Here is a 16,203-nt window from a genome sequence, read left to right as displayed (position 1 = left end):
ATCTATAATAGATGCATAAATACTGTGTTATTTAGCTAGAGCTATTGCACTAATTTGTTGTTATGATGCACCAAAATTGTGAAGCTGCCCTATCAATAAAATTAAGTTATTGATAGTATTGAATAATAACATTTGGATCGATATTTGCCTGTACAGGTAATCTAAACATTTAAACACTGGAAAACATGCAAACTCCTATTCGTGGTCTTCGTTCTTTTTGCTTTGCAGCAAGAAGCCTAAGTTTTAAGCATGCAGCCAATGAGCTGTACTTAACACCGTCGGCGGTAAGCCACCAAATAAAACAACTAGAAGAACAACTTGGTATAGAGCTGTTTCATCGTAAAACACGTTCGATTAGCCTAACTACGGCTGGAAAAAACTTTTTTGATGCGATCTCCCCTATCATTACTATGTTAGAAGGTACCATTAATGAGTTTAGTCAATTACAACAAAACACAAATATCACGATTACTTTACCCGAGTTTTTTGCCAGTGAATTGCTGATGCCAAAATTAAGCGAATGGACCACTCAGCATCCTAATATTAATTTGCAAATGGACACGCTTAAAACACGTAAAGAACTTACCCGCCATAGTGATTTGTCTATTGTGCTTTCGTCAAGTAAGCCAACTGAGGGCGCAGTCACTGAGCTATTTAATTTAGAATACATTCCTGCATGTAATAAAAAATTACTTGAACAGTGGAAAAACAACGATTTACAAGCACTGAACCAAGTACCACTAATTTTACACAAAGCACGCCCTTGGGCATGGCACCAGTGGGCTGAAAAAGTGGGCATAGATGATTTTTCGCCTACGCAAATTATTCAGATAGATAGTATGTTTGGTGTTGCACGTGCCGCACAGCAAGGTATGGGGATTGCACTTATTCCTCTACCTATAAGCCAAAGCTGGTTAGACGAGCAATGGTTATATAAATTGTTTGAACAGCCATTAACGACTAAAGATAAATATTATTTGGTTCAACACGACTCAAATGTAGCCAACCACCCTCTTGATCTGTTTGCTAAATGGGTAGTTGATACTTTCAGAAAAACCCAAGAATAATGATTTTAGTTCACACTTAGTTAATTTATTTAATGTAACAATCATAAATAATTCACATTAAATTAACGTAAAAGCCAACTTATTATCAATGAGTTGGCTTTTTTGTTCTTTAATTTTTATGGTTTAAATTTTTTCACTTATCAGTTTTATTTTTATCGTTTGTTTGAATTTAGGAAACAACATAAAGTCTATTTAACGAAAACATTTAATGACTAATTGAGTTGATATTTAAATAACTAAGTTTGAAACCAATTTAGTTTTTATGACTCAAATAAATGTAAAAAAGAATCTTTATATTGTGTGTGAAGATGTTGTCAGTGTGAAAAACAGTTCAAGTTAGGTGGTGACTTAGTTTGGGCTGTTTTTATTCTCTCCAACGGCCACATAATATAAAAACCTGCTTTTAGCAGTAAACTAATCTTTATTGTGTGTGAAGATGTTGTCAGTGTGAAAAGCAGTTCAAATTAGGTGGTGACTTAGTTTGGGCTGTTTTTATTCTCTCCAACGGCCACATAATATAAAAATCTGCTTTTAGCAGTAAACGAATCTTTATTGTGTGTGAAGATGTTGTCAGTGTGAAAAGCAGTTCAAATTAGGTGGTGACTTAGTTTGGGCTGTTTTTATTCTCTCCAACGGCCACATAATATAAAAATCTGCTTTTAGCAGTAAACGAATCTTTATTGTGTGTGAAGATGTTGTCAGTGTGAAAAGCAGTTCAAATTAGGTGGTGACTTAGTTTGGGCTGTTTTTATTCTCTCCAACGGCCACATAATATAAAAATCTGCTTTTAGCAGTAAACGAATCTTTATTGTGTGTGAAGATGTTGTCAGTGTGAAAAGCAGTTCAAATTAGGTGGTGACTTAGTTTGGGCTGTTTTTATTCTCTCCAACGGCCACATAATATAAAAATCTGCTTTTAGCAGTAAACGAATCTTTATTGTGTGTGAAGATGTTGTCAGTGTGAAAAGCAGTTCAACTTAGGTGGTGACTTAGTTTGGGCTGTTTTATTTTTCAACAAAAGTGCACCACTTAGTAAATATTTATAAAGCCCTCAATTATGAGGGCTTTTTTGTACTTGTTTCTTTACTAGTCGAAACACCAATTATAGACCGATAGGTTTATATACGGTATTAGCTATTATCTCGAGGGACAAAGTCTAATACGGTTGCGTTTATACAATATCTATCTTTTCCTCTAGGCCCTTCACCCGGAAATAAATGCCCCAGGTGAATACCTGTGCTTTTAGACCTTAATTCTATGCGCTGCATGCCCCAACTATTGTCCTCGTGTTCGGTTACACTGTTTTTAACAGGGTGCGTAAACGACAGCCAACCTGTACCAGAATTAAAACGATCTCGAGTATCAAATAAAGCCTCACCACTGAGCTTATCGACAAAGGTGCCATCGGGTGTATTTTTAAATATTTTATATTCTTTACAATATGGGCGATCTGTTTTGGCATTAAATGCAACCTTATAAGCTTCACTGTCTCCTAATTTAAATGCACCTAAAGCTTTGTAAAATGTCTCACGGCTTGCGTAGCCTTGGCGACCATATACTTCTTCACCATTTTCTAAAAATAGAATTGTGGGTGTTGCCCATGTCGCTGATTTAATGATTAACCCATCTAATTGATCTGCGTATCTAAATGATAAAGGGATGGTGCCTTTGTAGTCATTTGCCACCTCTTTTTTAAACTTCTCGCAATAAGGGCAATAGTCTCGAGAGTCTATGATCACAATTTGTTTACCCGTTAATAATGCAGTGTTGTCTTTCGTTTTAACTGGTACTGGTTCGAAAACCACACCAGTAGAATGATCAGGGCAATAACCATTAGGATTTTTTTGCAAATAATTTTGGTGGTATTCTTCAGCAGCTACAAAGCCCTCAAGTGGCTTGATAACGGTGACTATATTTCCATACCCAGCATTGGTTAATAATTGTTGGTATTGCGCTTTAATCTTTAACGCTGTGTCTTTTTGCGCATCGTTGCTCGTTAATATAATAGATCGATATTGCGTACCAATGTCATTACCTTGTTTGTTTAACTGAGTAGGATCGTGACTTTCAAAGTAATTTTTAAGTAACTCTTGCGCAGAAATAATATTGCTGTTGTAAGTCACTTTCACTACTTCAGCGTAATTGTTTTCGTCAAAGCGGCGTGATTGCTTAGTAATGTTTTTGTAAGTAGCCTCAAACCCATTGCCATCTGCATAACCAGATTCTGCATCAATTACTCCATCTAGCGCTTCATAGCGTTTTTCTGCGCCCCAAAAACAACCCGATCCTAGTACAAGGCTTTCTACATGCATACTGGCTGCTACATCACTTTGTTCGACCTTTTCCATCGATAAAGCAAACGCGCCTGCGCTAAATATAATTGCAGCGCCCGATAAATATAATAAATGCTGATAATTCATAATGTACCTCTAAACAAGTCCGTACTAATTAAGACCATTTAAATTTAATTATTATTTCAAACGACTTACTTATTTATTACGAGGCTAAACATATAAGGTTTACTTTTAAATCTAATTGACAATAAGATTTAAATTTAAGTGTGTTAACAATTTTGCATAAATGTTCTGTGTTGGTCTCAAGGGTATAAATAATTAATTAAATATGTGATAGGTTTGCTTAATGATGTTCGAATTAGGTTTTACTAATGCAAAATCTTCACGTTTACGCTTTATCAAACAATAGCTTATTGCTTGATGCATCTCACTTAAGCACTAGCGGAACACTCAGTATTCAAAAAAAAATTTGGTCTTTAGCAAATCACTGTAAAAAAGATAATTCATTTATTGATATTGTACCCGGTATGAACTCACTCACTTTATATTTAAAGCAAGATATTGAGTTAGCTAAATGGCTTGAGCAATTACCAGCTATTTGGAATAACATTAAACCTAATGAGTTCGTAGCTAAACACCACAAAATCAAAACGCATTATAACGGCGAAGACTTAAACTACGTGGCAAATTTTCATAGTTTAAGCATTGATGACGTCATTAACCTTCACAGTGAGCCCCAGTACGCTGTTTTATTTTTGGGGTTTCAACCTGGTTTTGCATACTTAAATGGACTAAACAAGCAACTTTTTACACCAAGACGCTCAGAACCTCGTCTTAAAGTACCTAAAGGGTCTGTCGCTATTGGTGCTGACCAAACAGCCATTTACCCGGCAGATTCGCCTGGTGGCTGGCATATTATTGGCCAAACTGACATACCATTATTTGATGCAACGCAAAAAAGCCCATGCTTAATACAGCCTGGTGACACGCTTGAATTTATACCTGTATCTGTGGGGAAATAAATAATGATTAAAGTTATTAAAAGTGGCCCATTACTGAGCATCCAAGATTTTGGACGTAACGGGTACCGCCATTTAGGCGTTAGCCAATCTGGCAGCTTAGACCCTTACGCACAAACCATAGCAAACTGCCTTTTAAATAATGATAAAAACGCCGCTGTTCTTGAGATAACCGTTGGCTTGTGCGAACTTGCGTTTGAATGCAACACTGTTATTGCCTTATTTGGTGCTGATTTAAATGCAACACTTGATGAAAAACCGATTTACCCAGGTTGGACATATAATATTAAACAAAAACAGGTACTAAAATTTTCAACCGGCAGAGCAGGATTAAGAGCCTACATTGCCGTTAAAGGTGGTATTCAAAGCCCGGTTGTTATGGACTCTAAAGCAACTGACTTAAATGCTGGTTTTGGCGGACTAAATGGCAAATCGCTCATAGCCGGTGACACTATTAAAATAACCCCTTACCAATCAGAATTTACTCAATGCGGTGCACTTATGCCGCCAAAACGTAAAATTGTTCGCGTATACCCAAGCCCACATGCAAAGCTTTTCTCAAAACAGATCATTAATGGGTTTACTCAGTCGTCGTTTAAAGTGAGTCACAATAGTAACCGTATGGGTGTTAGGCTTCAAAGTGATAATTATTCTTTAACCCACTCACACTCATTGCCTTCTCTTGCTGTGAGCCCAGGAAGTATTCAACTTCCACCAAATGGAGAACCCATTGTTTTGTTAAACGATGCCCAAACAACGGGGGGTTACCCCTTATTAGGCACCGTAATTGAAGCAGATTTGCATCAATTTGCGCAATACAGACCACTAGATACTATTGAATTTGAATATGTGACGTTTAAACAAGCATTACAAGCCAAACAAAAGCTCGATGGTCATATAAACCAGTTAAAAATTGCACTTAAAAGCAAACGTTAAGCAATAATTAGTTACGTTGAACATTAACTAATTAGCAGTTGCTTATTGCACCACTGTGTTACAAAAACGAGCTGTCTGTAAAGCAAGCTCACTTGGATAACTCACTAATAGTACAGAGTTTGAGCAATAGAGTTGATGCAAAAATAATCATAGTTTCTCCTTGTTCACCAACAAGGTGCGTTCACTTAAACATTGGTGCATAAATTATTCTTAATTAATTGCAAAAGCTATGTGACTTGAGTAAATATTTCTGATAAAACAAGGGTTCGCAGTTCAGCAAAGTGGCTGATCTGCACACATAATAGGAATGAGGAGTTACTATGTGTTCAATCTTTGGGGTATTAGATATTAAATCTGATCCCGCTCAATTGCGAACTCAAGCAATTGAAATGTCAAAATTACTACGACACCGAGGCCCAGATTGGTCTGGTGTTTACGCGTCTGAAAAAGCAATTTTAGTTCACGAACGTCTTGCAATTGTTGGCGTATCTAGTGGTGCGCAACCTTTATACAACCCTGAAAAAACGCATATTTTAGCGGTAAACGGGGAAATATATAATCACAAAGAGTTAGCTGCAAACTTAGACACTGATTTTACTTTTCAGACACAGTCTGACTGTGAAGTAATATTAGCGCTATACAAACAAAAAGGTCCTGAGTTTTTAGATGACTTGAACGGTATTTTTGCATTTTGCTTATACGATGAAGAAAATGACGCCTACTTAATTGGTCGCGATCACATTGGTATTATACCGCTATACACTGGCCACGATGAGCACGGTAACTTTTATGTTGCATCTGAGCTAAAAGCACTTTCTCCAATTTGTAAACATATTGAAGAATTTCCTCCTGGTCATTACCTTTACAGTAAAGATGGTGAATTAAAGCCGTATTATAAACGCGATTGGCAAACATTCGACGCAGTGAAAGATAACAGTGCAGAATCATCAGATGTGAAAGACGCACTAGAGGCAGCCGTTAAACGTCAACTTATGTGTGATGTACCTTACGGTGTATTACTATCTGGTGGATTAGACTCATCGGTTATTTCTGCTATTACACAGCGTTTTGCAGCTAAACGTATTGAAGATAACGACGAAAGTGATGCTTGGTGGCCTAAGCTGCACTCGTTTTCAGTGGGTCTTGAGGGTTCACCCGATTTAGCGGCAGCTCAAAAGGTAGCCGACATGATTGGGACCGTGCACCACCCTATCATTTTTACTATTCAAGAAGGTATTGATGCGCTTCGTGAAGTTATTTACCACATAGAAACTTATGATGTAACCACTATTCGTGCATCAACCCCTATGTATTTAATGGCTCGTCAAATTAAAGCCATGGGTATTAAAATGGTTCTTTCTGGTGAGGGTGCAGATGAATTATTTGGTGGTTACTTATACTTCCATAAAGCGCCAAATGCACAAGAGTTTCATGAAGAACTAAACCGTAAAGTATCTAAACTTCATATGTTTGACTGCCTGCGCGCTAATAAGTCAATGGCCGCATGGGGTGTTGAAGCTCGCGTACCATTCTTAGACAAAGAATTTGTTGATGTTGCTATGCGCATCAATCCTGAAGCTAAAATGTGTAAAGATGGCAAAATTGAAAAGCATATTTTACGTGAAGGCTTTGGTGGTTACCTACCTGATGAAGTTTTATGGCGCCAAAAAGAACAGTTTTCTGATGGTGTTGGCTACAGTTGGATAGACACATTAAAAGAGTATGTTGAAGAGCAAGTAAGCGATCAAGACCTCGCTAACGCTAAGTTCAAATACCCTATTAATACCCCTGATTCTAAAGAAGCTTATTACTACCGTGCTATTTTTGAGTCGCACTTCCCAGGTGACGCCTCGGCTAAGTGTGTACCACACGGTAAGTCAGTCGCTTGCTCAACACCAGAAGCACTTGCTTGGGATGAATCATTCCAAAACAATGCAGACCCTTCTGGTCGTGCAGCGGGCGTACACAACGACGCTTACACAGGTAAAAAATAAGCACTAACGTATACACTGCATAAGTTTTATGCAGTGTATAAACTTCCACCACCCCGTTAGGTTCATTTTCTTCTTCAACTTACTAGACTGCTTGGTCTATAAATAATTATTTTAATTATAGTTTAAGTTCTAAGCTTATAGTTTTTATCTACCTACTATTAATTTTTTAAAAAGCTACTTTTATGGCTAACATTACCCTTAAAACACGCTATTTTAACTATTTGTTACTTTTATCGTTTATGTAGCTGCGTATCATCTGTAAGATAGAAAAATAAATAGTTAGTCTTCAAATTATTTTTTATTCTCAGTATATAGACTAATGTATTTAATGGGCGGCTGGATAACCAGTTATTTATAATTACAAAAGAGGTATTGCATGAAGGAAAATCATGACAAATATAGTATTGATAATACAGATTACACTGTAGGACAGGATAACGTCCAAAAGTGGGGGTTTGATATTCATAACCCTGTTTTTGGGATTAGTGCGGGTCTTATTATTTTATTTTTAGTTGCCTTGCTTGTCACCGAGCCACAAACAGCTAAAACTGCGCTCGATACTATTAAATTCGATATTATTAATAACTTTGATGCGCTATTTATGTGGGCTGCTAACTTTTTCGTCGTTTTCTGTTTAGCGCTTATTGTATCTCCATACGGAAATATACGCCTGGGAGGAAGTGAAGCTAAACCCTCTCATACTCGCCTTTCATGGCTCGCAATGTTATTTGCCGCTGGTATGGGTATCGGCCTTATGTTTTGGGGTGTAGCAGAACCCGTCGCTTATTATACTGGCTGGTACGAAACACCACTAAACGTTGCAGCAAACACACCAGAAGCTGCAAAATTAGCCATGGGCGCAACCATGTTCCACTGGGGTCTTCATCCGTGGGCAATTTATGCAGTGGTTAGTTTATCTCTGGCTTTTTTTGCTTACAATAAGGGGCTCCCGCTTTCAATCCGTTCGATTTTTTATCCGATTTTAGGTGATAAAGCGTGGGGATGGCCGGGGCATATTATTGATATTTTGGCTGTTTTGGCTACTTTATTTGGGTTAGCAACTTCATTAGGTTTAGGTGCGCAGCAAGCCTCAGCGGGGATTAACCATGTATTTGGTTTAGAAGGCGGTATTGGCTCGCAAATTTTAGTTATTGTAGGGGTTACTTTATTAGCCGTTATATCCGTTGTTCGCGGCATTGATGGCGGTGTAAAGCTATTAAGTAATATAAACATGCTGATAGCGTTTGTATTGCTGCTGTTTGTTTGCCTAGTTGGTTTTGCTGTAGCTATGGGGAATGTTCCAAATACAGTAATGGGGTATGTAGAAAACATTATTCCTTTGAGTAACCCACACGGCCGTGAAGACGAAACATGGATGCACGGTTGGACTGTATTTTACTGGGCATGGTGGATTTCGTGGTCACCGTTTGTTGGTATGTTTATAGCTCGTGTTTCACGCGGACGCACTATTCGTGAATTCTTAATCGCTGTATTACTTATTCCAACTTTAGTAACGGTATTGTGGATGTCTATCTACGGTGGTATTGCAATTGATCAAATTATCAATGGTGTTGGCGCACTTGGGCTTAATGGCTTAACTGAAGTCCCTTTAGCAATGTTTCATATGCTGGATGAACTTCCGCTTTCAAATATTTTATCGTTTATTGCGATTGTTCTTGTACTTGTGTTTTTTATTACCTCGTCAGACTCTGGGTCGTTAGTAATCGATTCTATTACAGCCGGTGGTAAGATTGACGCTCCCGTTCCCCAGCGTATATTTTGGGCTACAGTTGAGGGCGCTATTGCTGCTGCGCTACTTTGGATTGGCGGAACACAAGCCATTGAAGCTTTACAAGCGGGTGCTGTGTCAACAGGTTTACCATTTACGTTTGTGCTTTTACTTATGTGTGTGAGCTTAGTATTAGGTTTAAGAACTGAGCCTCGTCCAGTTAAGTAATAAATTAACAACAATAAAAAACGCCGCATTTTTGCGGCGTTTTTTATTTATATATGTTCAGCTCCATATAGTGCATAACGGTGTTTCTTCTGTGTAATGATGGCGCAATTGAGCTTGTAAAAGCTCAGCGGTTGCAAGCGCATCTGTTAACGCATGATGCCCTTCATAAGCAGGTAGAGAATAACGTTTACGACAGTCATTTAGCCTTAGCGATCCCAGTTTAGTGTTAAATAGCTGCCCTATTAAGCCTTGTTTTGCTTTGAGCGCTCTTCGCTCAAGTTCCATGGTATCTACAACCATAAACTCAATATGCTCTTTTAATCGCAATAATAAGGCACTATTAAAAAAGCCACGTTCGATTGCCGCATAGTGAACAACAATCACCTTAGAACGCAAAGCATCAAGTAAAGGGGCTATGATGTTGTCAAAGTCAGGCGCGTTATCAACATCGTTATGAGTAATACCGTGGATCACAATAGATGATTCACTTAGGTTTCGTCTTGGCTGAACCACCCAATGTTTACTCTGTTTAAAGTATATTCGCGCTAATGTGAATGGCACTAACCCCACACTCACAATATCATCTGTTTTACTATTAAGCCCTGTTGTTTCAAAATCTAATGCAACAAAAGGAATGTCTTTTACAGAAGCACTAGCATCACTAAATGTAGATAAATAAAACTCTTTTAGTAAGTTGTTTTGCGCATCATCGGCAAGCTGAGCATAACGTGTATTCCAGTTTTTAACTTCTTTGAAAAACATAGATTATTTCACACCCGAGTGTGCGGTATAACAAAATTTAAGGTAATTTTGCGCCTTATCTAGAATAGCAAAAGCATCTTTTAAATGACGCTGTTCAAATGGAGAAAGTAGATGCGGATCAAGATTATTGTCGGGTACTTCACCCTGCTCAATTTGCCATGCCTGATGACGTATACGGGTCATCGAAATGTACTCTAACGCATCACGTAAGTCTTGCGCTTTGCCAGCAGGCAAAACATTGGCTTCTATAATATCTTCTAGGCGATCAAATGAATTTTGCTTACGAGATCCAATGGCAAGTGCATGGACGCGAACAACATCACTTAATGGCGCTGTGCCACGTCGTTTTAAATTCATAGATTTTTGATGCTGCCCGTTGTGCTCGAGAACAAACCCTTTAAAAAAGCCAAGTGGAGGTGTTCTATTACGAGCATTTGCTGCCATATTTGCTAGAAACAGTCTGTTATTTGCACTGTGTTTAGCAATATATGTTTTTAACTCATTAGCCCATTTTGTTTTACCCCACACACCGTCTAAATCAAAAAATATAGAACTGTTAAGTAAAGCCTGTGGTTTGGGTTCAGCAATCCATTGGGCAAATTGCTCAAACCATTGGTCCTGTGTTTTTCGCCACTTCTTGAATGACGCCATAATTTCACCGTCGCAATAGCTATAGCCACATTGAGCTAATCCATCACAAACAAAGTCACTCAAATTTTGAAAATAAGCATTATGTTTTTCGTCGTCATAGCTATTATCTAGTATAAGTGCATTGTCTTGATCGGTAACAATAAGCTGCTCATCTCTAGCCATAGAACCTAATGCGATAAAGCAGTAGGGTACTGGCGGCGGGCCAAATTTTTCTTCTGCGAGTATTAGCAACCGTTGTTTAAATGTACGACCAATGACAGCCATTGCAGTACCAACCATATGAGAGTTTGCATCTTCATTTACCATGCGCACAAATACACGGGGAAGCTGATTTGCGTAGTGAGCTAAGTCTTCAACAGACTGCTGAGCCAATATACCACGCACCAACAATAAGCTACTTTGCGATTCATAACGTAGAATATCTGACAGTGATATAACACCAATTGGCCGTTTTTTTTGTACCACAGGAAGATGATGTAAATTATCTCTGAGCATGGCTAAAACGGCTTCAAAAATATAGTCATTTTGATCAAGTAGCACTAGGTTAGTTGACATAATAACGTGTGCAGGCGTGTTGTACTCAAGCCCCTGCGCAACAACTTTAGTACGTAAATCTTTATCTGTTATTATACCAACGACTTGCCCGTCATCTTCTTGAGGGTCGTTATTAATAGGCTTATTAACGTCGGTCACTAGCACTGACGAAACCGACTCATCGGTCATGAGCTGTGCAATATTTTTTACTGTTTCAGTTGCATCGACTGTAACAACGTCTCGGTGAAGTAACGATTTTACCTTTGCAGTGGTTAAATCGTTGCCATCTGCTTGCTCAACAATTGCTTGATGCAAACGCACATTACCATCGGTTTCAAAATAATCTGCAAAGACTTCAAATTCATCACAATACTGCAAAAATATGTCAACGTTTATACAATACACTAACGTGTCTTCAAGCGCTGTAGCTGGAAAACGTACTTTGCGATTCATCAACAAGCCCATTTGCCCAAATATTCCCGCAGTGGCCAAACGGTTATAGAGCTCGCCATCACGGCGATACATTTCAACAGCGCCACTTCTTATGATGTACAAATCGGCTATGTCTTGGCCGTATTGTAAAATATCGGTATTAGCCCTGAAATAACTGACTTCGACTTGTTTAGCAAGTTCATCTAATGCTTTTTGAGGAAGATCATCAAAAGGAGGGTGTTGTGATAAAAATTGCGCTATTTCAATTTGTTCGCTTTGCATTATAGATCCCTACTGATTTCCAATAATGCAATTGTGGGCCTAATTAACCGTTTTTTAAAGAAAAAAGATTAATTAGGCCACTAAAGGTTTATTCTGTTTGTTCAAGCTCTTGGGCCAGCTGTTTAGTTTCATCCCCTCTTGGCTTAGTGAAACGTGCTAGTCCTAAATAGATGACTGGTGTTAAGTATAAAGTAAATAAAACAGCAAGTGAAAGACCACCAAATACAACCCAACCTATTGCATTACGTGCTTCAGCACCCGCCCCGCTTGATAAAATTAATGGCAGTGCACCAAGTAACGTAGAAACGAGTGTCATAGTGATTGGACGTAATCTTACCAGCGCAGCCTCTTCAACAGCTTCGCGAACTGATAAGCCTTGGTCTCGAAGTTGATCTGCAAATTCGACTAATAAAATGGCATTTTTCGCAATTAGACCAATGAGCATCACTAGACCAATTTGCGAATAAATATTAAGAGACGTATTTGTTAAATAAAGCGCTAAAATAGCAGAGGTAATACCAAATGGAACTGTTAGCATTACCACTATTGCACTGTTTACACTTTCAAATTGAGCTGCTAATACCAGTAATACAATTAGAAAAGCCAACACGTAAGTTAAAAGTACTTCGTTTGCTGTTTCTTCAAAGGTCAGCGCTTCACCTTTAAACGCAAGGGTAATACCTTGAGGCAACGATTGCTGAGACAAATTGCGAATTTGATCGACTATATCGGCAATCGTCATACCATCCGGTAGTTCCATATCTAATTCAATAGCACGACGCTGTGCATGACGCTCAAGCTCAGCGGCTACTCCTTCTTCACTAATATTAGCTAAGCTACTAATAGGCACTAACATACCTTGCGAACTTGCCACATAGAGGTTTGCTAAATCACTTGGATCTTGAATAACTTGGTTTTGTACTTGCAGCATGATGGGTATTGATTGGTCGCCAATGTTTAGATCCGCAACATCATCCCCATTGATGGCAGCGCGAAGTGTAATTGAGATATCACTGAGCGATACACCCAACTCTTCGGCTCTTCGCCTATCAATATTTACACGTAATTGTGGTTGTGACGGCTGATAAGAGACTCTTACAGGCGCAGTACCCGGGATTGCGTTTTCAATTTGCTTTGCAAAATCTTGTGCAGCGACAAAAATTTGTTGGTAGTCTTGGCCTAATAAAGCGATTTCTATACCGCCACCTTGACCTCTAAGATTTAAACTATTAGAACCGGATGCACGACCAGCTGCGCCTGGGATTTCACCTAATGGTCCGCGAATTTTATTAATGATTTCTTGCTGGCTAAATTGACGGTCGTCCCAATGCTTTAGTGGTACTGTAATAAAAACAATATTTGGATCCCATTGCCCAACAACTGTGTAAATAGATTCTATTTCACCACTTTCTACAAAAGGTAACAAAATATCTTCCATTTGCATTGCTTGCCTGTCCATAAAGTTCAACCCAACACCGTCTGGGCCTCTGGCAAATATACGAATTTTACCCCTGTCCTCTGTGGGTAATAGTTCGTTATCGAGGTTTAAATACAATGCGCCAGAACCAAAGGCTATTAATATACAAGCTATGAGCACAAGCCAAGCGCGGTTTAGAACGCTTTTAATCGTTATGCTATAAAGTCTTACTAACTTATTACCTACTTTGGCAAATGGGTGGTTGCTTTGTTTTTTTAGTTTTAATTTTGAAGTCAATGCAGGGACAAGTGATAACGCAACAAAACTTGAAATAATGACTGCACCTGCAAGCACCCCGCCAAACTCTCTAAATAATCGTCCTGCCGTAGAAGGTAAAAATGCAATAGGGATAAAAACCGCAGCCAATACGGCAGTCGTTGCAACTACCGCAAAAAATACTTCTCGAGTTCCTATTACAGCTGATGCTCGCCGACCAAGCCCTAGTCCTCTTTGACGTTGTATGTTTTCGCTTACAACAATTGCGTCATCAACTATTAAACCTGTGGCTAACACGAGTGCTAATAAAGTGAGTATATTAATAGAAAAACCAAGGGCCCAAATAAGTGCAAGAGACCCTATAAGCGCAACAGGTATGGCAAACGCAGGCACAAGTGTTGCGCGCCACGAACCTATAAACACCCATAACGTTATTACCACTAACAAAACTGTAAGCACTAAGGAGTTTATTACTTCGTCAACAGAGCTTCTTATAAATTGAGCATCGTCTGAGGTGAGGGTAAATTCGAGCTCAGGGAATCGTTCGCGCATGTTTTCAAGTAACTGTAAAACTTCATCCGATATTTCAATTGTATTAGATTGCGCTTGACGAATAACCTCCATACCAATAACGGGTTTGCCATCTAAACGAACCATAGAGCGAGGATCTGCAGGGCCAAAATAGACTGATGCAATATCACCTACTCGCGTATCACCGCTAACAATAATATCAGCTACTTCATTGGGGGTAATAGAAGTCGCATCGGCTCTGACTATGACTTGTTGGTCACTTGATTTAAGGCTTCCTGCTGGTACATCAAATGGCGCTTCTCGTAAAACATCTGCCACATCAGGAATAGTAAGATTAAAACTACTTAACTTTAATGGATCTAAGCGAACTCGCAAAACACGTTTTCGGTCCCCGTTTAACCTGACATCGGCAACACCCGGTATGGTTAAAAACTGGGGAGCTAAATCGGTTTCAACGCGTTCAGTAAGGGCTTCAAGTGCTAGACTATTACTTGATACAGTGAGCGAAACAACAGCTTCTGCATCATTATCGGCCTTGATAATTGCAACACGTTCAACTTCCTCTGGTAATTCTCGTTGTACACGAGCAACAGACTCACGGGTTTCGTTAGCTGCATTGTCTAAATCTACGCCAGGGCGAAACTCAACAACAATACGCGCATTGCCTTCTTCACTTTGTGCGCGAATTGATTTAACACCACTTACACGGGCTATTGCCCCTTCTAGTTTACTGGTTACTTCTGTATCGACCGTTTCTGGAGACCCACCAGGAAATGAAGCCGAAACAGTTATACGTGGCCTATCAACATCTGGTAATTCTCTGACTTCAATTCCTGCAATTGCAGCTAAACCAGCAATTATTATTAGTAGATTCAAAACAACAATGAGCACTGGGCGGCGAATTGCCATTGAGGGTAGGTCTTGCATCATAGGGGAATTTTTCATTGTTATTCCTCTAAATTATTGGGATTAGCAAACGTTAATGTTTGGTTTTCGCGCAAGCGTTGGACGCCTTCAACAACCAATATATCGTTTTCATTTAAATTGCCTGAAACTAACAATCGCCCAGCTAAGCGTTGCTCTATTTTTACATCTATGCGCTTTGCTTTTTTATCTATACTTTTCCAAACATAAGGACCTGTTGCTCCCCACATAAGTGCAGCCTCAGGCACAACAGCATATGACTCCCCTTGCATGGTAATATTAATTCGAAAACTCATACCAGGCATAAACTGCTCATTTGCATTTTCCAGTTTGGCTTTGACACGTAAGGTACGGGTTTGTGGATTTATTCGAGAATCAAGATATGAAACGTGAGCATTAATAGCTTTTGCGCTTTGCCATGGTGTTACTTCCACAATACCTTTATTTTTTAGTATTGAGACAGCTGACTCGGGGGCGTTAAAATTAATATACAAACTGCGGGTATCATCAATTGTTGCAATGGCAGTTTGCTCTGTAATGCGATCCCCTTTTTCTACATCAGTAAGTCCCATCACACCATCAAATGGCGCAAGCACAGTTCTGTCTTCAAGGTCTGTTTTAGCATTAATAAGAGCAACCTCGGCCAGTGCATGCAAAGTTTTTGCATCATCTAAGTCACTTTTAGGAATTGCTCCCTTTTTGTGACTTTCACTGAGCCTGTTAAGTGTTCGTTGGGTATCTGCTAAGGTTATTTCTGCTTGTTGAAGAGCTGCTTTTTGTCTGCGAGAGTCAAGCTCGACTAAAACATCTCCCTCCTTTACGAAGTTACCCGGTTTAAAGTGTACGGCTGTTACTCTATCGCCAACAGCAGGAAATAATGTAACGGAGTGAATTGCTTCTGCATTACCTACAGCTTTAACCTCTTCTTTTGTACGTTCCGTTGTAACTTTTTGTACCATTACATTTGCACTAGATGCTGCTGTGCTAAAAATGAATAATAACAAATAGATATTTAATTGAAGTATGCGCAATTTCAAAGAACCACCTTATAAACCATTTTGTTGACCACTATACGCAGTGTAACAAAAGTGTGATCAAAATTAGCCTGTGTTAACGCTGAACACTCAA

10 protein-coding genes are annotated in these 16,203 nt (G+C 39.0%); 5 read left to right on the top strand and 5 right to left on the bottom strand.

The window, feature by feature from the left end; genetic code table 11:
* The first annotated feature begins 185 nt into the window (after positions 1-185).
* Positions 186-1,067, top strand: coding sequence for a LysR family transcriptional regulator (locus RF53_RS06005; RefSeq protein WP_010557395.1), 882 nt, complete (start codon positions 186-188; stop codon positions 1,065-1,067).
* 1,129 nt (positions 1,068-2,196) lie between these two features.
* Here RF53_RS06005 and msrA read toward each other — a convergent pair.
* Complete coding sequence (gene msrA, locus RF53_RS06000; protein WP_039036930.1) at positions 2,197-3,486, bottom strand: peptide-methionine (S)-S-oxide reductase MsrA; 1,290 nt, start codon at positions 3,484-3,486, stop codon at positions 2,197-2,199.
* A 245-nt stretch (positions 3,487-3,731) separates the two neighbouring features.
* On the opposite strand from msrA, the gene pxpB reads away from it, so the two are divergent.
* The 4 genes from pxpB to RF53_RS05980 all read left to right on the top strand — a co-directional run bounded on the left by pxpB (position 3,732) and on the right by RF53_RS05980 (position 9,266).
* Entirely contained in the window at positions 3,732-4,382 is a 651-nt protein-coding gene (pxpB, locus tag RF53_RS05995) for a 5-oxoprolinase subunit PxpB (RefSeq protein ID WP_039036929.1), read from the top strand.
* Positions 4,383-4,385: 3 nt separating this feature from the next.
* Entirely contained in the window at positions 4,386-5,315 is a 930-nt protein-coding gene (locus RF53_RS05990) for a biotin-dependent carboxyltransferase family protein (protein ID WP_039036928.1), read from the top strand.
* Positions 5,316-5,635: 320 nt separating this feature from the next.
* Entirely contained in the window at positions 5,636-7,309 is a 1,674-nt protein-coding gene (gene asnB, locus RF53_RS05985; RefSeq protein WP_039036927.1) for an asparagine synthase B, read from the top strand.
* Between the two features lie 376 nt (positions 7,310-7,685).
* Complete coding sequence (locus RF53_RS05980) at positions 7,686-9,266, top strand: BCCT family transporter (RefSeq protein ID WP_006794177.1); 1,581 nt, start codon at positions 7,686-7,688, stop codon at positions 9,264-9,266.
* Positions 9,267-9,323: 57 nt separating this feature from the next.
* Here RF53_RS05980 and RF53_RS05975 read toward each other — a convergent pair whose 3' ends face one another.
* The 4 genes from RF53_RS05975 to RF53_RS05960 form a co-directional block, all read right to left on the bottom strand.
* Positions 9,324-10,028 (bottom strand): 3'-5' exonuclease, encoded by a 705-nt coding sequence (locus RF53_RS05975; RefSeq protein ID WP_039036926.1) that lies wholly within the window; start codon positions 10,026-10,028, stop codon positions 9,324-9,326.
* A 3-nt stretch (positions 10,029-10,031) separates the two neighbouring features.
* Positions 10,032-11,927, bottom strand: coding sequence for a DUF294 nucleotidyltransferase-like domain-containing protein (locus RF53_RS05970; RefSeq protein ID WP_039036925.1), 1,896 nt, complete (start codon positions 11,925-11,927; stop codon positions 10,032-10,034).
* 88 nt (positions 11,928-12,015) lie between these two features.
* On the bottom strand, positions 12,016-15,096 hold the full coding sequence (locus RF53_RS05965; protein ID WP_039036924.1) for an efflux RND transporter permease subunit: 3,081 nt from the start codon (positions 15,094-15,096) through the stop codon (positions 12,016-12,018).
* Between the two features lie 2 nt (positions 15,097-15,098).
* A complete protein-coding gene (locus RF53_RS05960; RefSeq protein ID WP_082014423.1) occupies positions 15,099-16,112 on the bottom strand; it encodes an efflux RND transporter periplasmic adaptor subunit in 1,014 nt (337 codons plus the stop codon).
* Positions 16,113-16,203 lie beyond the last annotated feature (91 nt).

The organism is Pseudoalteromonas sp. ECSMB14103 (genome assembly GCF_000813065.1).
Taxonomy (GTDB): Bacteria; Pseudomonadota; Gammaproteobacteria; order Enterobacterales; family Alteromonadaceae; genus Pseudoalteromonas; species Pseudoalteromonas marina.
The sequence above is the reverse complement of the archived record's forward strand: the minus strand, read 5'-3'. Positions and strand labels throughout refer to the sequence as shown.

Coding starts and splice junctions, on each gene's coding strand:
- msrA (WP_039036930.1), bottom strand. CDS start 3,486: ATGAATTATCAGCATTTATTATATTTATCGGGCGCTGCAATTATATTT.
- RF53_RS05980 (WP_006794177.1), top strand. CDS start 7,686: ATGAAGGAAAATCATGACAAATATAGTATTGATAATACAGATTACACT.
- RF53_RS05975 (WP_039036926.1), bottom strand. CDS start 10,028: ATGTTTTTCAAAGAAGTTAAAAACTGGAATACACGTTATGCTCAGCTT.
- RF53_RS05965 (WP_039036924.1), bottom strand. CDS start 15,096: ATGAAAAATTCCCCTATGATGCAAGACCTACCCTCAATGGCAATTCGC.
- RF53_RS06005 (WP_010557395.1), top strand. CDS start 186: ATGCAAACTCCTATTCGTGGTCTTCGTTCTTTTTGCTTTGCAGCAAGA.
- RF53_RS05970 (WP_039036925.1), bottom strand. CDS start 11,927: ATGCAAAGCGAACAAATTGAAATAGCGCAATTTTTATCACAACACCCT.
- asnB (WP_039036927.1), top strand. CDS start 5,636: ATGTGTTCAATCTTTGGGGTATTAGATATTAAATCTGATCCCGCTCAA.
- pxpB (WP_039036929.1), top strand. CDS start 3,732: ATGCAAAATCTTCACGTTTACGCTTTATCAAACAATAGCTTATTGCTT.
- RF53_RS05990 (WP_039036928.1), top strand. CDS start 4,386: ATGATTAAAGTTATTAAAAGTGGCCCATTACTGAGCATCCAAGATTTT.